Source organism: Actinoplanes aureus (assembly GCF_015704865.1).
In the GTDB taxonomy this organism is placed as follows: domain Bacteria; phylum Actinomycetota; class Actinomycetes; order Mycobacteriales; family Micromonosporaceae; genus Actinoplanes; species Actinoplanes aureus.
Window position 1 is genome coordinate 43,969 of sequence record NZ_JADQTO010000030.1, and the last position, 22,721, is coordinate 66,689.

Annotated in this window: 2 protein-coding genes; both read left to right on the forward strand. The window is 73.6% G+C overall.

Going from position 1 to position 22,721, the window contains the following annotated elements; translation table 11 throughout:
* Positions 1 to 128 precede the first annotated feature (128 nt).
* Positions 129 to 21,278, forward strand: coding sequence for a non-ribosomal peptide synthetase (locus tag I4J89_RS40680; protein ID WP_196419555.1), 21,150 nt, complete (start codon positions 129 to 131; stop codon positions 21,276 to 21,278).
* 19 nt (positions 21,279 to 21,297) lie between these two features.
* Positions 21,298 to 22,596, forward strand: coding sequence for a cytochrome P450 family protein (locus tag I4J89_RS40685; RefSeq protein ID WP_196419556.1), 1,299 nt, complete (start codon positions 21,298 to 21,300; stop codon positions 22,594 to 22,596).
* The last annotated feature ends 125 nt before the right edge of the window (positions 22,597 to 22,721 follow it).

Here is a 22,721-nt window from a genome sequence, read left to right on the forward strand (position 1 = left end):
GACGACGCCAGGCGTCACCACCACACCGGGACCATTCCGGACGGTGGTGCAGCGCCGGCTGAGATGCGCGTCGCGCGATTTCCGTCCGGGCACGGCGTTGCCGTTACGAAGGCGAGTGAGAAGTCCAAATGAACGGATCCAAGCTCGAAGCTGTGCTGCCGCTCTCCCCGCTGCAGGAGGGCATGCTGTTCCAGGCCCGTTACTCCGAAGACGGACCCGACCTGTACACCCAGCAGTTCAGCGTCGATCTCGCCGGCCCTCTCGAACCGGCCCGGCTGCGCGCGGCGGTTCAGACCATGCTGGGCCGGCACGCCAACCTGCGTGCCTGCATCCGCCAGCTGGACTCGGCCCAGCCGGTTCAGGCGATCCTGTCCGGCGTCGAGGTCCCCTGGACGGAGCTCGACCTCGGCGCGACTCCCGCCGGGGAGCTGGAGGCGGAGCTCGCGCGGCTGCTCGAGCAGGACCGGACCGCCCGCTTCGACCTCGCCACGGCGCCGCTGATCCGCTGCACGCTCGTGCGGATCGGACCCGAGCTGCACCGCTTCATCTTCACCAACCACCACATCCTGCTCGACGGCTGGTCGACGCCGCTGGTGCTGGACGAGATCTTCACCCTCTACGCCCGTGACGGCGACACCTCGGGGCTGCGCCCGGTCACGCCGTACCGCAACTATCTGGCCTGGCTCGCGCAGCAGGACGCGGACGCGGCGCAGGCGGCCTGGCGGGAGGCGCTGGCCGGCATCCCCGGACCGACCCGGCTCGCCCCGGCCGGGCGCGTGGCCGAGACCGCGCTGCCGAGCCGCCGGATGGCCGACCTGTCCGAGGACCTGACCGAGGGGCTGGCCCGCCTCGCGGCGCGCGAACGGGTCACCGTCAGCACGATCGTGCAGACCCTGTGGGGTGTCGCCCTCGGTGCCGTCACCGGCAGCCAGGACGTCGTCTTCGGAGTCACCATGTCGGGACGCCCGGCCGAGCTGCCCGGTGTCGAGACCATGGTCGGCCTCTTCCTCAACACGCTGCCGATGCGGGTGCGCACCGGTCCGTCCGAGCGCCTGATCGACGTGATCACCCGGGTGCAGCGCGAGCAGAACCTGGTTCGGGGCCACCAGCACCTGGCGCTGAGCACGATCCAGCGCCTGGCGGGCGAGGGCGAGCTCTTCGACGTGATCAGCATCTTCGAGAACGTGCCGATGGAGGCTCGCTCGACGGCGCTGGACGAGGCGGGACTCGAAGCGCGCTCGGTGGACAGCACCGACTACAGCCACTACCCGATGGAGCTCCTCGCCGTACCCGGCAAGCGGCTGCACATGCGGATCACGTACCAGACCGCGCTCTTCGACGAGTTCATGGTGGAGGGGCTGCTGGGCCGCCTGGTCCGTCTGATCGAGACGGTCGTCGCGGAGCCGGGTGCGATCGTCGGGCGCCTCGACCTGATCCCGGGCGACGAGCGGGACCGCGTGCTGCGGACGTGGAACGACACCCCCCGCCCGCTGCCCGCCCGCTCGGTCGTCGAGCAGTTCGAGGCACGGGCCAGCGCGAACCCGTCCGCCGTCGCCCTGCGCTGCGGCGGTGAGACCGTGACGTACGGCGAGCTGAACGCCGCGGCGAACCGCCTCGCCCACCACCTGATCGCCCACGGGGTCCGTACGGACGCGATCGTGGCGATCGGCGTCGAACGCTCGCCACGGATGGTGGCGGCGCTGCTCGCGGTGCACAAGGTCGGTGCCGCGTACCTGCCGGTGGATCCGGCGTACCCGGCCGACCGGATCGCGTTCATGGTCGGGGACGCCCGTCCCGCGCTGGTCCTGACCGACGCGGCCACCGCCGCTCTGTTCCCCGAGTCGGGCCCGCTGCGGCTCGTGCTCGACGACGACGCCACCGCCGCCGCACTCGCGGGACGGCCGGAACACGATCCGGTCGCCGCCGACCGGCTCGGAGCGGTGACGCCGGACACAGGGGCCTTCGTCATCTACACGTCGGGCTCGACCGGCCGGCCCAAGGGCGTCATCGTCACCCGGGAGAACCTGACCAACCTCATCGCCGCGATGGGCGAGTGGTTCCCCCTGACGCCGGACGACCGCATGCTCGCGGCCACCACGATCGCGTTCGACATCGCGGAGCTGGAGGTGTACCTGCCGCTCGTCTCGGGCGCCGCGATCGTGCTCACGCACCGCCACCAGGTCACCGAGCCGGACGTGCTGGCCGAGCTGATCGCGGCGGAGGGCGTCTCGGTGATGCAGGCCACCCCGTCGTTGTGGCGCCTGCTGCTCGACGACCGCCCGGACGCCCTCGCCGGCCTGCGCGTCCTCTCCGGCGGCGAGGCGATGTCGGTGCAGGTCGCCGACGGCCTGCTCGCCGCGGCGGATCAGGTGACGAACCTGTACGGCCCCACCGAGACCACGATCTATTCGACGGCGTCGCGCGTGCACAGCGGCGGCGTGCTGCCCGACATCGGCGGGCCGATCGACAACACGCAGTTGTACGTCCTCGACAGCGCGCTGCGTCCGGTGCCCGCCGGCGTGGCGGGAGAGCTGTACCTCGGCGGCGCCGGGCTGGCCCGGGGCTACCTGTCCCGTCCGGGTCTGACCGCCGAGCGCTTCATCGCGAACCCGTTCGGCCCCGCAGGCGCCCGCATGTACCGCTCGGGCGACCTGGTCCGCTGGCGCGAGAACGGCACGATCGACTTCATCGCCCGGGTGGATCACCAGGTCAAACTGCACGGCTACCGGATCGAGCTGGGCGAGATCGAGGCCGTCCTGTCCCGGCACCCGGACGTCGCCGCCGCCGTCGTCATCGTGCGCGAGGACCGGCCCGGCGACCAGCGGCTCGTCGCCTATGTCGTGCCGGCCGCGGAACACGCCGGCGAGCAGGCCCTGCGCGAGCACGTCGGCACCGCTGTGCCCGACTACATGGTGCCCCACATCGTCGTCGAGCTGCCGGCGCTGCCGCGCACGCCGAACGGCAAACTGGACCGTAAGGCGTTGCCGGTGCCGCAGGCCGGCTCCGGCGGTGGCCGCGCGCCCCGGACCCCGACCGAGGAGCGGCTCGTCGAGTTCTTCGCCGACCTGGTCGGCGCCCGCGACGCCTCGATCGACGAGGACTTCTTCGTCCTGGGCGGCGACTCGCTCAAGGTCATCCGCCTGATGAACCGGATCCGTACCGAGTTCGGCGTGGACCTGCCGATGCAGGTGGCGTTCACCGCCCGGACCGTGGCCATGCTCGCCGAGCGGATCGACCAGGAGCTCGGGACCGAGCCGGCGCCGGCTGACGGTGTCGAGCACGCCCTCGACGACTACCAGCGCCGTCTCTGGTTCATCTCCCGCTTCGAGAAGGGCGCGAGCCCGACCCACAACGTCACCTTCGGCGTACGCCTCACCGGTGCGCTCGACCTTCCGGCGCTGCGGCACGCCGTCGCCGACGTCCTGGCCCGGCACGATGCGTTGCGTACCGTCTTCCCGGAGCGCGACGGCGAACCGTACGCCCTGGTCCGGCCGGCCGCCGGCGCCGAGGCCGAAGTGCCCGTGAGCGACGTGACCCCGGACGGGCTCGCGGCCGCGCTCGCCGCCGTGGACCGGGACGGCTTCGAGCTCACGACCGCCCCACCGGTCCGCTTCGGCCTGCTGCGGCTCTCCGCGGACGAACACGTGCTCGCCGTCGTCGTGCACCCGGTCGCGGGCGCCGGCTGGGCCGAGGGGCGGTTCACGGCCGACCTCCTCGCCGCGTACGCGAGCCGCCGCGACGGACAAGAGCCCCGCTGGACCGCCGCGCCCGAGCCGTACGCCGACGCCGACGGCGACCGGGATTTCTGGGAGCGGACCCTGGACGGCCTCGCCGACGAGGTCGCCCTCCCCGCGGACCGCCCGCGCCCCTCGGCCCTGACCTACCGCAGTGCCCGGATTCCGGTGCGAGTCGGCGCCGCGGACCACGCGGCCCTGCTCGGCCTCGCTCGCGACACCGGCGCCACGGCCGCGGACGTCCTGCGCGCCACGTTCGCCGCCGTGCTCGGCGGCATGGGCGCCGGCACCGACCTGCTGCTTGGCACCGCCCGGTTCGGGCTGCGCGACGGCGTGCCCGCCACCGGCGCGCTGGTCGTGCGGGTCGACACGGCCGGTCACCCGAGCCTGCGCACGCTGGTGCGGCGGACCGCCGTCGCCGCGCAGGCCGCCGAGGTCCACCAGGGGCTGCCGTTCGAACGCCTCGTCGAGGTGCTGGCGCCCGAGCTGACCACCGTGCGGCACCCGGTCTTCCAGGTCGGTACGACGCTGCGGCCCGCGCTCGCCGAGCCGGCCACGGCCGGCGGCCTCACCGTGCGGGCCGAGCCGTACGACGCCCGCCTGGACCGGCTCGACCTGGGCCTGGAGCTGACCGAGGCCGCGGACGGGCTCGCCGGCGAACTCGCCTACAGCGCCCACCTCTTCGACGAAGGCACGGCCGGTGAGCTGGCCGCCCGGTGGGGCCGCCTGCTCACGGCCGCCCTCGCCGAGCCCGACCGCCCGATCGCCCACCTGGCCGTCGACGATGCCGAGCAGACCCGGCGGCTGCTCGCCCCGGGCATCGGCGCCGTGCGCGACGACCCCGCGCTCGCCCTGTCCGTGCCGGACGCGTTCGCCGCGAGCGTCCGCCGGATGCCGGGCGCGGCCGCTGTGCGCTCGGGCGACACCGTGCTGACGTACGAGGAGCTGGACAAGCGCGCCAACCAGCTGGCATACCGGCTGATCGCGCTCGGCGTGCAGCCCGAGACCCGGGTCGCCGTGCTCCAGCGGCGCAGCGCCGACCTGCTCGTGTCCCTGCTCGCTGTGCTCAAGGCGGGCGGCGCGTACCTGCCGCTGGACGCGCGGGCGCCCCGGTCCCGCTGGGACTCGCTCTGCCGGGAGACCGACGTCGCGGTTCTGCTGACCGACAGCGCGTCCCGGGACCCCCTGTTCCGCCGCGGCGCCGTCGAGATCGTCGTCGACGCCGACCCGCTGCTCGCCGAGGAGCCCGACACCGACCCGGGCGTGCGGCCCCACCCGGAGCAGCTCGCCTACGTCATGTACACCTCCGGCTCGACCGGGCGCCCCAAGGGCGTCGCGATCACCCACCGCGACCTCGTCGGCTACTGCCTCGACGAGTGCTTCCACCCCGCCGCGCACCGGCGGGTCCTGGCGCACGCCCCGTACGCGTTCGACGCGGCGAACTACGAGCTGTGGATGCCGCTGCTCACCGGCGGCGAGGTCGTGGTGGCGCCGCCCGGTGACCTGGACGTGGCCACGCTGCGCCGCCTGCTCACCGACCACGAGATCACCGGGCTGCACCTGACGGCCGGCCTGTTCCGGGTCGTCGTCGAGGAGGATCCGGACTGCCTCGCCGGCGTCCGCGAGCTGCTCGCCGGCGGCGACGTCGTGCCCGCTCCGGCCGTGCGCGCGGTGCTGGAGCGTTTCCCCGGGCTGGTCGTCAAGGACACCTACGGCCCGACCGAGGCCACCACGTTCGCCACGTTCCACCGGATGGCCGACGCGGCCACGGTCCCGGACGTCGTCCCGATCGGCCGGCCGATGGACGACATGCGGGCGTACGTCCTCGACGACGCGCTGCATCCGGTGCCCGCCGGCGTCGTGGGCGAGCTCTACGTCGCCGGCACCGGCCTGGCCCGCGGTTACTTCCAGCGGCCGGGGCTGACCGCGGACCGGTTCGTGGCGGACCCGTACGGCGAACCGGGCGAGCGGATGTACCGGGTGGGCGACCTGGCGCGCTGGACCGGCGACGGCACGCTGGTCTTCGTCGGCCGGGCCGACGACCAGGTGAAGATCCGCGGCTTCCGGGTCGAGCTCGGCGAGGTCGAGGCCGCCGTGGCCCGCCAGCCGGGCGTGGCCGACGCCGCCGTGCTGGCCCGCGAGGACCAGCCGGGCGACAAGCGGCTCGTGGCCTACGTGGTGGGCGGCGACGACCTCGACACCGGCGCGATCGGCCGGCGGCTGGCGCAGTCGCTGCCCGAGTACATGGTGCCGTCGGCGTTCGTCGTGCTCGACCGCCTGCCGCTGACCGACAACGCGAAGGTGGACCGCAAGGCGCTGCCCGCGCCGAGCCTCACGGCCGCGGTGGCGGGCCGGGCACCGCGCAACGAGACCGAGGAGCGGATGTGCGCGCTCTTCGGCGACCTGCTCGGCGTGCCGACGGTCACCATCGACGACGACTTCTTCCAGCTCGGCGGCCACTCCATCCTCGCCACCCGGCTGGTCAGCCGGATCCGGACCACGTTCCGGGCCGAGATCCCGATTCCCGCCGTCTTCGAGGCGCCGACGGTGGCCGCGCTCTGCGCCGTCGTCGAGGCCGCCGAGAGCGCCCGCTCCGGCCTGCGGCCGATGCCGCGGGAGGGACGCATCCCGCTGTCGTACGCGCAGCACCGGATGTGGTTCATCAACCAGCTGGACGAGGGCCAGCGGGCCACCTACAACATGCCGTTCGCGCTGCGGATCGTCGGCCCGCTCAACGCGGCCGCGCTCGAGGCCGCGATGAACGACGTCATGGCCCGGCACGAGGGTCTGCGCACGGTCTACCCCGACGTCGACGGCGTGCCGTGGCAGAACATCCTGCCGGCCGACGAGGTCCGGGTCCCGTTCACGATCGTGCCGGTCGACGCGTCCGAGCTGGACGACGCGCTGCAGGCCGCCGTCCGTACGGGCATCAACCTCAAGACCGACCTGCCGATGCACATCTACCTGTTCGAACTCGGGCCGGAAGACCACGTGCAGCTCCTGGTCCTGCACCACATCGCGGCCGACGGCTGGTCGCTGGGCCCGATGGCCCGGGACATGGCCACGTCGTACGCCGCGCGGGCCGCGGGCCGCGCGCCGGTGTTCGAGCCGCTGGCGGTGCAGTGCGCCGACGTCGCCCTCTGGCAGCGGGAAGTGCTCGGCAGCGAGGACGACCCGCAGAGCCCGATCTCGCGGCAGCTGTCGTACTGGCGCAAGCACCTGGCCGGCATCGCCGACGAGCTGGCGCTGCCGTACGACCGTCCGCGACCGGTGGCCGGCACGGGTCGCGGCAGCATCCTGCAGTACCGCGTCGGCACGGAGCTGCACACCCGGCTGCGCGACCTCTCCGTGCGCGAGCAGGCCAGCGTCTACATGGTGCTGCAGGCCGCGCTCGCCACGCTGCTGGGCCGGCTCGGCGCCGGCGACGACATCTTCGTCGGCAGCCTCATCGCCAACCGCAAGGACGAGGCGATGGACGACGTGGTGGGCTTCTTCACCAACACCGTCGTCTTCCGCACCGACATCTCCGGCAACCCGACGTTCTCGGAGCTGGTGCGCCGGGTACGGGCGGTCGACCTGGACGCGTACGCGAATCAGGACGTCTCGTTCGAGCGACTGGTCGAGGTCGTCAACCCGACCCGCTCGCTGGCCCGGCACCCGCTGTTCCAGGTGCTGCTGAACGTCGCGAACCTGCCCAGCTACGTCTCGGTGATCCCCGGCGCCCACATCACCCCGCACCCGTTCGAGCACGAGTCGTCCCGGTTCGACCTGGCTTTCGGCTTCGCCGAGGAGTTCGATGGCGACGGGCAACCCGCGGGCATGCCGGCCGACCTGAAGTTCAGCTCCGACCTGTTCGACCGCGCCACGGCCGAGATGATGGTGGAGCGGCTGAACCGGGTGCTGGAGGAGGCTGCCCGGGACAGCGAGACCCGGGTCTGGGACTTCGACCTGCTCGGCACGGACGAGCGCGCCCGGATCCTGGACGGCTGGAACGACACCGCGACCGGCGGCACGCTCACCGCGCTGCCCGGGCTCTTCGGCGCCCAGGTGGCCCGCACCCCGGACGCACCGGCGCTGAGCTGGGCCGGCGGGGTGCTCACCTACCGGGAGCTGGACGAGCGGGCCAACCGGCTGGCCCGTCACCTGATCGCCGAGGGCGCGGGCCCGGAGACGTTCGTCGGCCTGCTCATGGACCGCTCGCCCGAGGCCGTCGTGGCGCTGCTGGCGGTCGTCAAGGCCGGTGCGGCGTACGTGCCGCTGGACCCGGCGCACCCGGCCGAGCGGATCGAGTACGTCCTCGACGACGCCGGTGTCGAGCTGGTGCTCGTGGACACCGCCACGCTGGCGGGCACGAGCGTTCCCGGTCGCGTACGCACCCTCGTGGTCGACGACCCGGAGACCGTGGCCGCGCTGAGCCGGCTGCGGGCCGATGCGCCGTCCGCCGCGGACCTGCGCTCGCCGCTGTCGCTGCGCAACCCGGCGTACATGATCTACACCTCGGGCTCGACGGGCCGTCCCAAGGGCGTCGTCGTCGAGCACCGGTCGGTGGCGGACTACCTGGCGTTCACCGCGAAGGCCTATCCGGCGGCGCACGGCACCGCCGTGCTGCACTCGCCGATCGCCTTCGACCTGACCGTGACGGCCCTGCTCACCCCGCTGGTGACCGGCGGCTGCGTGCACCTGTCGGAGATCGGCGACGACGACCCGGCGGGCCTCGCGCGGCTGCGGGAGAACCCGTGCACGTTCCTCAAGGCGACGCCGAGCCACCTGCCGCTGCTGGAGGCCGCCGACGCGGCGTACTCGCCCACCGGTGCCCTGCTGCTCGGCGGTGAGGCGCTGGTCGGCAGCGCGCTGACCCGGTGGCGCGAGGCCCACCCGGACGTCACCGTCTACAACGTCTACGGTCCCACCGAGGCGACCGTGAACTGCGCCGAGTACCGGATCGACCCCGGGACGGCGGTACCGGACGGCCCGGTGCCGATCGGCCGGCCCCAGGCCAACGCCCGCCTGTACGTGCTCGACCCCTTCCTGCAGCCGGTGCCGCCGGGCGTGCCGGGCGAGCTGTACCTGGCCGGCGCCGGCCTGGCCCGCGGCTACTGGCGCAGGCCCGGCCTGACGGCGGAGCGCTTCGTGGCCTGCCCGTTCGGCGCGCCCGGCGAGGTCATGTACCGCTCGGGCGACCTGGCCCGGTGGAACGCCGACGGCGACCTGGTCTACCTCGGACGCTCCGACAGCCAGGTGAAGCTGCGCGGCTTCCGGATCGAGCTGGCCGAGATCGAGGCCGCGCTGCGCGCCGGCGAGGGCGTGGCCGAGGCCGCCGTGATCGTCCGCGAGGACCGGCCCGGCGACCAGCGTCTGACCGGCTACGTCGTGGCCCGCGGCGACGACCTGTCGCTCGACCGGCTGCGCGCGGCGCTCGCCCGTGAGCTGCCCGAGTACATGGTGCCGGCCGCCCTCGTCGTCCTGCCCGAGCTGCCCCTGACCAGCAACGGCAAGCTCGACCGGCGGGCCCTGCCGGCGCCGGAAATCGTCGTCGACACGCTCGCCGGCGAGCCCCGTACGGTCGAGGAGCGGATCCTGGCGGGGCTCTTCGCCGACATGCTGGGCCTGGACCGGGTCGGCGTCGACGACGGGTTCTTCGACCTGGGCGGCCACTCGCTGCTGGCGACCCGCCTGATCAGCCGGGTGCGTTCGGTCTTCGACGTGGAGCTGCCGATCCGTGCCGTCTTCGAGGCGCCGACGGTCCGCCAGCTGATCGAGGAGATCGCGGGCGCGGGCCGGGCCCGCCGGGCCCTGGTGCGGATGGAGCGGCCCGAGGTGATCCCGCTCTCCTTCGCCCAGCGTCGGCTCTGGTTCCTCAACCGGTTCGCCGAGGGCGAGCCGGCCGCGTACAACCTGCGCTTCGCGCTGCGTTTCTCCGGCGACCTCGACGAGGCCGCGCTGCTGGCGGCGCTGACCGACGTGACCGGCCGCCACGAGAGCCTGCGGACCCTCTTCGCCGAGGTCGACGGCGTGCCGCGGCAGGTCATCGTGCCGGAGCGGGAGGCCCGGCCGTACCTCGCCACCCGCAGCGCCCACGAGCGGGACCTGCTGGAGCTGATCGAGGCGGAGTCCGCCCGCGACTTCGACCTCGCCACCGAGCTGCCGCTGCGCGCCACCCTGGTCACGCTCGGACCGGGTGAGTACGCGCTGATCATGGTGCTGCACCACATCGCCGCCGACGGCTGGTCGATGCGCCCGCTGCTGGCCGACTTCGCCGCCGCCTACACCGCCCGGGTGGCGGGCGCGGCCCCGCGCTGGGAGCCGCTGCCGGTGCAGCCGGCCGACCTGGCGCTCTGGCAGCAGGAGGTGCTCGGCTCCGACGCCGACCCGGACAGCCCGATCGCGCAGCAGATCCGTTACTGGCGTACGGCGCTGCACGGGCTCCCGGCCGGGCTGGAGCTGCCCACCGACCGTCCCCGGCCGCCCGTCGCGGGCACCCGCGGCGGTCAGGTGCGGCGGTGGGTCGAGCCCGACGTGCACGCCGCCCTGGCCAAGCTGGCCCGGCGCGCCAACGCGAGCATGTACATGGTGCTGCAGGCGGCCCTCGCCGCGCTGCTCACCCGCCTCGGCGCCGGCACCGACATCCCGATCGGCAGCCCGGTCGCCGGTCGTACGGACGAGGCGCTCGAGGACCTCATCGGCTTCTTCGTCAACTCGCTCGTGCTGCGCACCGACACCTCCGGCGACCCCACGTTCACCGAGCTGGTGGAGCGGGTCCGCGGCGTGGACCTGGGCGCCTACGCCCACCAGGACCTGCCGTTCGAACGCCTGGTCGAGCTGCTCAACCCGGAGCGCTCGCTCGCCCGGCACCCGCTGTTCCAGGTCGCGCTGAACCTGCAGAACACCGAGCAGACCGACTGGCGCCCGCAGCTGCCCGGCATCGAGGTCGGCAACGTCGACCTCGGTCCGGACCCGGAGAAGTTCGACCTCTCCGTCACGTTCGCCGAGATCTTCGGCGACGCCGCGACGCCGGCCGGCGCGGTCTGCGTGCTCAGCTACCGGGCGGATCTGTTCGACGAGACCACAGCCGAGGCTCTGGCGGACCGGCTCACCGCCCTGCTTGCGCAGGCCGCGGCCGACCCGGACCGGCGGATCGGCGCGCTCGAGGTGCTCCTGCCCGCCGAGCGCGAGCGCCTGCTTGTCGACTGGAACGAGAGCGGCGACCCGGGGACGCCGGCCCGCTCGCCCCTCGACCTGTTCGAGGAGCGGGCCCGGACCGCGCCGCAGGCCCCGGCGGTCACCAAGGACGATGTCACCATCAGCTACGACGAGCTGGACGCGCGCGCCGAACAACTGGCGTCCCGGCTCCGCGGCCTGGGCGTCGACGCCGAGTCGCGGGTCGGGCTGGTGCTGCCGCGTTCGATCGGCATGGTCGTGGCCATCCTCGGCGTGCTGAAGGCCGGCGGAGCCTACGTACCGGTGGACCCGGCCTCACCGGCCGACCGCATCGCCTACATCGTCGAGGACAGCTCCGCCAGCGTCGTCATCACGCACGAGGACGTCGTGGGCGTCCGGGCGACGAGCCCGAACACCCGACGCGTGATCCTCGACGACCAGGGCGCCGTGCGCCCGGAAGCCGCCGGGACGGCGGCGGTGGGCGTTCGGCCGAGGCGGGCCCGCGACGCGGCCAGCGCGGCCTACATCATCTACACCTCCGGGTCGACCGGCCGGCCCAAGGGCGTGGTCGTCACCCACGGCAACGTCGCCGAGCTGCTCGCGGCGGCCGAGGCCGACTACGCCTTCGGCGCGGATGACGTGTGGACGATGTTCCACTCGTACGCCTTCGACTTCTCCGTCTGGGAACTGTGGGGCGCGCTCGCGTATGGCGGCCGCGTGGTCGTGGTCGGCCTCGAGGTGGCCCGCTCGCCGAGCGACTTCGCCCGCCTGCTCGAACGTGAACGGGTCACCGTGCTCAACCAGACGCCGTCCGCGTTCTACCGGCTGGCCGAGGAGATCGACCGGGCCGGCGACGGGCTGCGCGAGCGGCTGTCGCTGCACACTGTCGTCTTCGGGGGCGAGGCGCTCGACTGGGCCCGCATCGCCGACTGGGTGGCGCGATCCGGCTCCGGCGGACCGTCCATGGTGAACATGTACGGCATCACCGAGACGACCGTTCACGTGACGATCCGGCGAGCCGACGGCCGTCAGGGGCACGGCAGCGTCATCGGCCGGGCCATGCCGCACCTCAGCGCGTACGTCCTCGACACCGCGCTACGTCCGGTGCCGACGGGCGTGCGCGGCGAGTTGTACATCGCCGGCGGCGGGCTGGCCCGCGGTTACCTGCAGCGGCCCGGCCTGAGCTCGACCCGGTTCGTCGCCGACGCCTTCGGGGCGCCCGGCGCCCGGATGTACCGCACCGGGGACACCGCACGCTGGAACGCGCAGGGAATGCTCGAGTATCTCGGGCGCAGCGACGACCAGGTGAAGATCCGCGGATTCCGCATCGAGCCCGGTGAGATCGAAGCCCAGGTCGTCGCACGACCCGAGGTGTCCCTGGGAGCCGTCGTGGTCCGGGAGGACCGTCCCGGCGATCTGAGGCTGGTCGCCTACGTGGTTCCGGCCGCAGGCGATCCGGCGCAGTTCGACACCGACGCGCTCCGCGGCGAGCTGGCCACGTCGCTGCCCGACTACATGGTCCCGGCCGCCGTCGTGGCGCTGTCCGGCCTGCCGATGACCGTGAACGGCAAGCTCGACCGCGCCGCCCTGCCCGCGCCGGTGTTCGTCGCGGGCAAGACGCAGCGGGCGCCCCGCACCCCGCTTGAGGAGATCCTCTGTGGTCTCTTCGCCGACGTGCTTGGACTGCCCACCGTCGGCGTGCTCGACAGCTTCTTCGATCTCGGCGGCCACTCGCTGCTCGCCACCCGCCTGGTCAGCCGGATCCGGACCGCCCTCGAGGTGGAGGTCCCCATCCGGGCGATCTTCGAGGCACCGACCGTGGCGGCGCTGGCCGAGCGGCTCGGCGAGGCCCGCGGCGCGCGCGCCAGGGTGCGCCGGATGCCGCGGCCGGACCTGCTGCCGCTGTCGTTCGCGCAGCGCCGGCTCTGGTTCGTCAACCGGTTCGAGCAGGAACTGAGCTCGACCTACAACGTGCCCGCCGCCGTCCGGCTCAGCGGCGAGCTCAACCGTGACGCGCTGCACGCCGCGCTGCGCGACGTGGTGGCCCGCCACGAGGTCCTGCGGACCATCTACCCCGACGGCGACGGGCTGCCCCGGCAGGAGATCCTCGCGCCCGCGGCCTTCGACCCCGGCCTGCCGCTCGCCGAGGCGACCGAGGCGAGCCTGCCCGACCTCGTCGCCGAGGCCAGCATGCGCACCTGGGACCTCGCCACGGACCCGCCGCTGCGGGCGTTCCTGTTCGTGCTCGGCCCCACCGAGCACGTCCTGCTCGTCGTGCTGCACCACATCGCGTCCGACGGCTGGTCGATGGGACCGCTCTCGCGGGACCTGGCGAGGGCGTACGAGGCCCGCAGCACGGGCGCGGCGCCGGACTGGGCCCCCCTGCCCGTGCAGTACGCCGACTACGCGCTCTGGCAGCGCGAGACGCTCGGCAGCGAGGACGACCCGGACAGCGAGCTCGCCGGGCAGCTCGGCTACTGGCGCGACCAGCTGGCCGACGTCCCCGACGAACTGGAGCTGCCGCTGGACCACCCGCGTCCGGCGGCGCCGAGCTACCGCGGCGACGCCGTGCGGATCGAGCTTCCGGCCGAGGTGCACCAGGACCTGACGGCCGTGGCCCGGGCGAACCGCGCGAGCCTCTACATGGTGCTGCAGGCGGCCGTCGCCGTGCTGCTCACCCGGACCGGGTCGGGCACCGACATCCCGATCGGCTGCGCGGTGGCGGGCCGCACCGACGAAGCCCTCGACGACCTGATCGGCTTCTTCGTCAACACGCTCGTGCTGCGGACCGACACCTCCGGCAACCCGACGTTCGCCGAGCTGATCGGCCGGACCCGGGAGGCCGGCCTCGCGGCCCACGCCAACCAGGACGTGCCGTTCGAGCGGATCGTCGAGGCGGTCAACCCGGAGCGTTCGCTGTCGCGGCACCCGCTCTTCCAGGTCGCGGTCAACCTGCCGAACCTGCCGGCTGCCGGCGCCCGTCTCCCGGGCCTGACGATGACCGCGGTGCCGGCCGGCTCCGGCGCCGCCAAGGTGGACCTCACCTTCGACTTCGCCGAGCAGCACGGACCGGACGGGGAACCGGCCGGCCTGCTCTGCCAGGTCGAGTACAGCGTCGACCTGTTCGAGAAGAGCACGGCAGCCGCGCTCGGCCGCTGGCTGAGCACGCTGCTGGCGGCGGCCGCGGCCGCACCCGCCACGCCGATCGAGCAGCTGCCGCTGGCCGTCACCGAGGAGCGCGCCGCGCAGCTGGAGCGGGGTCTCGGCGCCCCGCCCGGCCTGACCCCGCGGACCCTGCCGGAGCTCTTCGAGGACCAGGTGGCCCGTACGCCGGACGGGATCGCGGTCGAGCACGGCGACGCCGTCCTGACCTACCGTGAGCTGGACCGGCGCGCGAACCGCCTGGCCCACCAGCTGATCGGGCTGGGCGTCGGCCCGGAGCGGGTGGTGGCCGTCGGACTGCCGCGGTCGATCGACTGGCTGACCACGGTGCTCGCGATCGGCAAGGCGGGCGGCGTGTACCTGCCGGTGGACACCGGCCAGCCCGTGGCGCGACTGCAGGTCGTCTTCGACACGATCCAGCCGGTGCTGGCGGTCTCCACCCCCGCGCTGCGCGACCGCCTGCCGGACACGGTGCCGCTGCTCACCGTCGACGAGGACGTCCTGGCGGGCCGGCCGGACCGGGCGCCCACCGACGCCGACCGGACCGCGGCCCTGACGCCGCGGCACGGGGCGTACGTCATCTTCACCTCGGGGTCGACCGGAACGCCGAAGGGCGTGTTCGTCACGCATGCCGGCCTGGCCGGTCTGGGGCACTCGCACGGCGAACGTCTCGGGCTGCTGCCCGGCAAGCGGTTGCTGCAGATCACCGCGCCGAACTTCGACCCCTCCGTGGCCGACCTCGTGATCGCCCTGACCAACGGCGCCACCCTGGTGCTGCCGGTCAGCGCCCAGACCGTGCCGACCGGCGAGGAGCTGCACGCGATCCTGCTCGAGCGGCGCATCACCCACCTGCAGACCGCGGCCACCGTGATCGGCACCCTGCCGCCGGAGCCGCTGCCCGAGCTGGAGGCGCTCAACAGCGGCGGCGAGGCGCTCTCCGGCGAGATCGTGGACCGCTGGGCGCCGGGCCGGCGGATGACCAACGTGTACGGTCCGACCGAGGCCACGGTCGCGGCGACCATGAGCCGGCCACTGACGAGCGGCGGCATCGCCCCGATCGGCACGGTGCTCGGCGACACCCGGGTGTACGTGCTCGACGCCGGGTTGCGCCCGGTGCCGGCCGGCGTCCCGGGTGAGCTCTACCTCGCCGGCCCGGCCCTGGCCCGCGGTTACTGGGGCATGCCGGGGGAGACGGCGTACCGGTTCGTGGCCGACCCGTACGGCGCTGCCGGCGAGCGCATGTACCGGACCGGCGACCGGGTGCGCTGGGACCGCGAAGGTGAGCTGGTCTTCCAGGGGCGTACGGACAGCCAGATCAAGCTGCGCGGCTTCCGGATCGAGCCGGGTGAGATCGAGGCCGTCCTGCTGCGGCACCCCGGGGTCACGCAGGCCGCGGTGCTGGTCCGCAACGACCTGGCCGCCGCCGCGGTACTGGTGGCCTACGTGGTGCCGGGCGCGTCCCGGCCCACCGAGGACGAGCTGAAGGAGCACGTCGCCGCCGCCCTGCCCGCCTACATGGTGCCGTCCGCCCTGGTGACGGTCGACGCCCTGCCGCTGCTGGACAACGGCAAGCTGGACCGTCGCGCCCTGCCCAAGCCGCAGCTGACGAAGGCGAGCAGCCGGGCGCCCCGGTCCGAGCACGAGGCCGAGCTCTGCCGGATCTTCGGCGAGCTCGTCGGCCGTGACGACGTCGGCATCGACGACAGCTTCTTCGACCTCGGCGGCGACAGCATCACCTCGATCCAGCTGGTGTCGCGGGCCCGCAAGGCGGGCGTGGTCTTCAGCCCCCGGGACGTCTTCGAACACAAGACGGTGGCGGCCCTCGCGGCGGCGGCCGGCGGCGAGACCCGCGAGATCACCGCGGACGTCGGCGTCGGCGACATCCCGCTCACGCCGATCATGCACTGGCTGCGGGACCTCGGCGGCGACAGCGACGGCTTCCACCAGCAGCGGTTGCTGGCCCTGCCGGAGGGCACCACGGGCGGCCAGCTCCGCTCCGCCCTGACCGCGTTGCTGCGCACCCACGACATGCTGCGGGCCCGGCTCACGGACGCGACCGGCTCGTGGGCGCTGACCGTGCCGACGGCGGACGCCGGCACCACCGGCGACGTGGTGCACCGGGTTGCCGTGGCTGCCGGCGCGGACCTGACGGAGATCTTCACGGCGCAGCAGCGTCAGGCCGTGTCCGGCCTGTCGCCCCGCGACGGCGTGATGCTGCGGGCGGTGTGGTTCGACCTCGCCGGACGACCGGAGCCGGACCACGTTCTCATCGTCGTGCACCACCTCGCCGTCGACGCGGTGTCCTGGCGCATCCTCGTCGCCGACTTCGAGGCCGCGCTGAGTGCCGCCCGGGAGGGGAACGAGCCGGTTCTGGACCCGGTGCCGACCTCGTTCCGCCGGTGGGCCGGCTCGCTGCGCGAGGTCGCGGCCGCCAAGGCCGGTGAGCTGGACACCTGGCTTGCCACGCTGGACGGCCCGGACCCGCTGCTCGGCGCCCGCCCGCTCGACCCCGCCCGGGACGTGGTGGCCACGGCCGAGCGCGCCGGCGTGCGGTTCTCGGTGGACCGGACCGCCGCGGCGGTGACCGGCCTGCCCGCGGCGTTCCACGCGAGCGCCCAGGAGGTGCTGCTCACCTCCCTCGCGCTGGCGGTCGCCGAGTGGCGGGCCGGGCTGGGCCGCGGCGACGACGCGTCGGTGCTGCTCAACCTCGAGGGCCACGGCCGCGAGGACCTGGTCGAAGGCCTCGACCTCTCGCGCACGGTGGGCTGGTTCACGAGCAACTATCCAGTACGCCTCGACGCCGCCGCGGTGTCCGGCGACGCCGCGCTCAAGCGGATCAAGGAACAGCTGCGCGCGGTCCCGGACAAGGGCGTCGGCTACGGGTTGCTGCGGTACCTCAACGAGGAGACCGCCGGTCCGCTCGCCGCGGCCGGGCATCCGCAGCTGTCGTTCAACTATCTGGGCCGCATCCCGGCGCAGGACCGCGAGCTCGCGGCCCCGTCGGGCCCGGGGATCGAGTTCACGCTCCTCCCGCCGGACCCGGCCGCCGCCGGCCCGGACGCCGGCCGTCCGTTCGCCCACGCGCTCGAGATCAACGCCACCGTGGACGAGCTGGCCGCCGGACCGTCGCTGAACGCCGCGTTCGACTGGCCGGCGGGTCAGTTCACCGGCGCCGAGGTGCGCGAGCTGGCCGAGGTCTGGGGACGGACGATCGACCGCCTCGCCGCCGACGGGCTGCGGCCGGGTGCGGGCGGCCACACGCCGTCCGACTTCCCGCTCGTCACGCTCTCCCAGGCGCAGGTGGAGCGGATCGAGGCGCAGTGGCCCCGGATCGCCGACGTGCTGCCGTGCGCGTCCCTGCAGCCCGGCCTGCTCTACCACGCTGGCCTGGACCTCGACGGCCCCGACCCCTACGTGGTGCAGACCGCCTGGGAGCTGTCCGGCGGGATGGACGTCCCCGCTCTGCGCGCCGCGGTGGGCGCCGTGCTGCGCCGCCACCCGAACCTGCGGGCCGGGTTCTGGCAGGGCGACCTGGCGCAGCCGGTGCAGGTCATCCCGGCCGACGTGGAGCTGCCGTGGCGCGAGCACGACCTGACCGGGCTGCCCGAGAACGAGCGGGACGCGGCGCGTGCCCGCATCCTCGCCGCCGACCGGGCCGAGCGCTTCGACATGCTGCGCCCGCCGATGCTGCGGTTCACCATGATCGCCCTCGCCCCGGACCGGTACGTGCTGGTGCTCACCTGCCACCACGTCCTCCTCGACGGCTGGTCCGACCCGCTGTTTATGAACGACCTGATCGAGCTCTACCGTCGCGGCGGCGACGACTCCGGGCTGCCGCCGGCCCCCGCCTACCGTGACTACCTGCGCTGGCTGACCGAGCAGGACGCCGGGGAAGCCCTGGAGACCTGGCGCACCGCGCTGGCCGGACTCGACGAGCCGACGCTGGTCGCGCCCGCCGACGCCGGCCGGCCGTTCATCCCGGAGCGCGTGGAACGGGTTCTGGACCCCGACCTGGGGGGCGCGGTGTCGGCCTGGGCCCGCCGCGAGGGGCTGACCGTGAACACGGTCCTGCAGGGTGCCTGGGCGGCGCTGCTGGGCCGCCTCACCGGCCGCGACGACGTCGTGTTCGGCGCGACCGTCTCCGGGCGCCCGCCGGAACTGGCCGGCTCGGAGAACATGGTCGGCCTGTTCATCAACACGCTGCCGGTGCGGGCCCGGATGGACCCGGACCGTCCCGTCGGCGACCTGCTGCGGGACCTTCAGCAGGAGCAGAGCGGGCTGATGTCGGTGCACCACGTCCGGCTCAGCGACGTCATCCGTACGGCCGGGCTGGGCACACTCTTCGACACCGGAATGGTGTTCGAGAACTACCCGACCCCGCCGGAGGAACTGGCCGAGGCCGGTGCCGATGCCGGTGCCGGGGCCGCGGTCGTGGGCCGGCAGGTCCAGGACGGCAGCCACTTCGCCCTGGCGCTGATCGCCTCCGGACGGGCCGGCCGGCTGCGCTTCCGCATCGACTACCGTCCCGGCCTGTTCAGTGCCGAGACCGTGCGCCGGTTCGCCGACCAGATGGAGGCGTGGCTGCGGGCGGTCGTCGCCGAGCCGGACGTCGCGTCGGGACAGCTGGACCTGCTCGGCGCCCACGACCGGGAGCTGGTGCTCCAGGCCTGGAACGACACCGCGCACGAGCTGCCGCCCGGCACGCTGGCCGAGCTCTTCGAGCGCCAGGCCACGCGGACGCCCACCGCGACCGCGCTCGTGTTCGAGGACGAGTCGCTCACGTACGCGGAGCTCGACGAACGCGCCGGTCGGCTGGCACGGGTCCTCGCGGCGCACGGTGTTCGACCGGAGCGGTTCGTCGCCCTGGTCCTGCCCCGCGGCACGGAACTGATCGTGTCGATGCTCGCGGTGGCCAAGGCGGGGGCGGCCTTCATGCCGGTCGACCCGGCGTACCCGGCCGACCGGATCGGATACCTGCTGGCCGATGCCGCGCCGGCGCTGATCGTGAGCGACCGGGCGACCGCGGGTGTCGTACCCGAGGCCGCCGATGCGCCGGTGCTGTTGCTCGAGGAGGCCGCGGACGCCGATGCCGGCACCGCCGTGCCGGCGCAGGCGAGCCCGGCGAACGCCGCATACCTGATCTACACGTCGGGCTCGACGGGCCTGCCCAAGGGCGTGGTCGTGTCGCACCGCGGCCTGGCCAACCTGGCCGGGGCACAGATCGAGCGGTTCGGCGTCCAGCCGGACAGCCGGGTGCTGCAGTTCGCCTCGACCAGCTTCGACGCCTCGGTGTCCGAGCTGTGCACGGCACTGCTGAGCGGTGCGTGCCTGGTGCTCGCGCCCACCGACCGGCTGCGGGCCGGCCGGCCCCTGGCCGACCTGCTCGCCGAGCAGCGGATCACGGTCGCGACGATCCCCCCGGCGGCGCTCACCGTGATGGGGGCCGGGGACCTGCCCGCCGGCATGACGCTGGTGGTGGCCGGTGAGGCGACGGCCGGCGACCTGGTCGCACGGTTCGGCCCCGACCGCCGGATGATCAACGCGTACGGGCCGACCGAGACCACCGTCTGCGCCTCGATGAGCGGGCCGCTCGCCGGTGACGCGGCGCCGCCGATCGGCGCACCGATCTGGAACACCCGCATCTACGTGCTGGATGCCCGGCTGCGGCCGGTGCCGCCCGGCACGGCGGGCGAGGCGTACGTGGCCGGCGTCGGCCTGGCGCGCGGCTACCTGAACCGCGCCGGCACCACCGCGGAGCGCTTCGTGGCCAGCCCGTTCGGCGGGCCCGGCGAGGTCATGTACCGCACCGGTGACCTGGTGCGCTGGACCGCGGACGGGGAGCTGGACTACCTCGGCCGCACCGACGACCAGATCAAGCTGCGCGGGTTCCGGATCGAGCCGCGCGAGATCGAGGCACGGCTCGCCGGCCACCCGGGCGTCGCGTCCGCCCTGGTCCTCGCCCGCTCCGCCGGTATCGGCGGACTGCGGCGGCTGGTGGCCTACGTGGTGTCCGCGCCGGGTGCGGCCTTCGACGACCGGGAACTGCGGGCGTACGCCGCCGCGGCCCTGCCGGAGCACATGGTCCCGTCGGCCGTGGTCCAGCTGGACGCGGTACCGCTCACCCCGAGCGGCAAGGTGGACCGTGCCGCCCTGCCGGATCCCGAAGGCCCGGGAACGAGCCGGGGCAGGGGGCCGCGGACTCCGCAGGAGGAGCTGTTCTGCACGCTCTTCGGCGAGGTGCTGGGCCTCGGCCCGGTGAGCGCCGAGGACAACTTCTTCGAGCTGGGCGGCGACTCGCTGGCCGCGGCCACGCTGGCCGCCCGGGCCACCGAGTTCACCGGTCACCGGGTCGGCGCACGCGACCTCTACGAGGCGCCGACGGTGGCCGCCCTCGTCGAGCGGCTGGGTGGGGCCGGTGGAGGCGACCCGCTCGCGGTGCTTCTGCCGCTGCGCGAGCACGGCAGCCGCGCACCGCTGTTCTGCGTGCACCCGTTCGGCGGCCTCGGCTGGACGTACGCCGGTCTGCTCCGCCACCTGGACCGCGAGCAGCCGATCTACGCGGTGCAGGCACGCGGCCTGGCCGAGCCCGGGGACGACGGCTCGGGGCAGCTGCCGGCGGACCTGGACGAGATGGCCGCCGACTACGTGGACCAGATCCGGACGGTGCAGCCGCAGGGTCCGTACCGGCTTGCCGGCTGGTCGCTGGGCGGCCTGATCGCGCACCGGATGGCGACCCTGCTCCAGGAGCGGGGCGAACGGGTGGAGCTGCTGGCGTTGCTGGACGCCTACCCGGTCCGGGCCACCGGCCCGGCGGGCGAGGTCACCGAGGAGATGATCCTGGAGCAGCTGCTCGAGTTCCTCGGCACCGGCTCCGAGCTGCCGGAGGGCGCGACGCTCGACTTCGACACCGCCATGGCGCTGCTCGGTGCGGGCGGCAGCGCGGCCGCCGGCCTGGACCGCAGGCAGGTCTCCGCGCTGGCCGCGGTCGGCACGAATCTGGGCCGCATCACCCGCGAGTTCACGCTGCGGCCGTTCGACGGCGATGTGCTGCTGTGCCGGGCCACCGCCGACAAGGACGCCGGCAGTCCCGGCCCCGAGATGTGGGCGCCGTACGTCACCGGCCGCGTCGAGACCCACCTCATCGAGTGCTCCCACGACGAGATCGTTCTTCCCGGCCCGCTGTCCGAGGTCGGCGCAATCCTGTCCGGCACATTGACCCAGTAGAACCGATCGAGGAGGCGGCATGTCCGCGAACGCTTCACCCGTGGCGAACCCGGGAGGTCCGGGCCCCGGCCAGGACTGGCCCGTGTTCCAGATGATGGATCCGGAGATGGTCCGGGACAAGCCGGCCTTCTTCCGCTCGCTGCAGCAGCAGTCCCCGTTCTGGTGGGTGGAGCTGCCGTCCGGCCCGCAGCTCGACGTACCGAAGTTCTGGCTCGTGCCCATGCGTCACCGCGACATCCGCGACGCTCACCTCAACCCGGACCTGCACGCCAGTCCGGAGGAGGAGTTCGAGACCCGCAACCCGAACGACAAGAGCGTGTGGCGCCGCTACGACGCCCAGATGCAGACGGCGGACCCGCCGGTGCACACCCGCCGGCGCAAGCTGTTCGCCAAGGCGTTCACCATGCGTCGCATCGAGCGGTTGCGCCCGAAGCTCGAGGAGCTGACCGCGACGCAGCTGGACCAGCTCGAGGCCAAGGGTGCCGACGGCTCGGTCGTGGACCTGATGGCGTACGCCTGGAGCCTGCCGATCAAGGTGATCTGCGAGCTGCTCGGCGTACCCGAGGAGCACATCGGCCCGTTCCAGGCCTGGGAGGAGCGCACCCGGGTGCACAAGGGCGGCGACATGGGCTTCTCGGACCTCGCCGAACAGGTCGTCGAGAACCTCCAGCAGCTGATCATCGACAAGCGGGCGGAGCCGAAGGACGACCTGCTCAGCGAGCTGATCCAGGTGCAGGACGCCGAGGACGGCCGGCTCAGCGAGCACGAGCTCATCTCGATGAACCTCTCCCTGTTGGTCAGCGGCCACGAGCCGACGGTGGACCTGATCGGCAACGGCCTGGCGGCGCTGCTGAGCAACCCCGGCCAGAAGCAGGAGGTGCTCGACGACCCGTCGCTGCTGGGTCCGGCCGTCGAGGAAGCGCTGCGCTTCGACGGCGCCCAGTTCGTCACCAACCCCCGCTTCGCGGCCGCCGACACCAAGATCGGTGACGCGGTGGTCAAGCGGGGCACGGTCGTCCTGCTGCCCCTGGGCGTCGCCAACCACGACCCCGAGAAGTTCGAGAACGGCGACCAGTTCGACATCCACCGCAACACCAGCGGTCACCTGGCGTTCGGTCACGGCATCCACCACTGCCTCGGCGCCGCGATGGCCCGGCTGGTGGGCGAGGTCTGCATTGGCCGCTTCCTGGAGCGTTTCCCGCAGTCGCGTCTCGCGGTGCCGGTCAACGAGCTGCGCCACGTGCCCGGCCCGCTGGCCCGTACGCTGGTCGAGCTGCCCGCCGTCCTGGTGGAGGACGGGAATCGCAGCGGGATTTGAGCTCGGCCTCGGTCGTCCGAGGCACTGACCTGAGGCGGCCACCTGGTCACTCTGCGAGAAGACGGTCGATCTTCTCGAAGAGGACGAGGTGGCCGCTTCTTGTGGTGCGAACGTGTCCGGTGCTT

Bases quoted from the DNA above. Each gene is read 5' to 3' on its own strand.
- I4J89_RS40680 (WP_196419555.1), top strand. From the start codon at position 129: ATGAACGGATCCAAGCTCGAAGCTGTGCTGCCGCTCTCCCCGCTGCAG.
- I4J89_RS40685 (WP_196419556.1), top strand. From the start codon at position 21,298: ATGTCCGCGAACGCTTCACCCGTGGCGAACCCGGGAGGTCCGGGCCCC.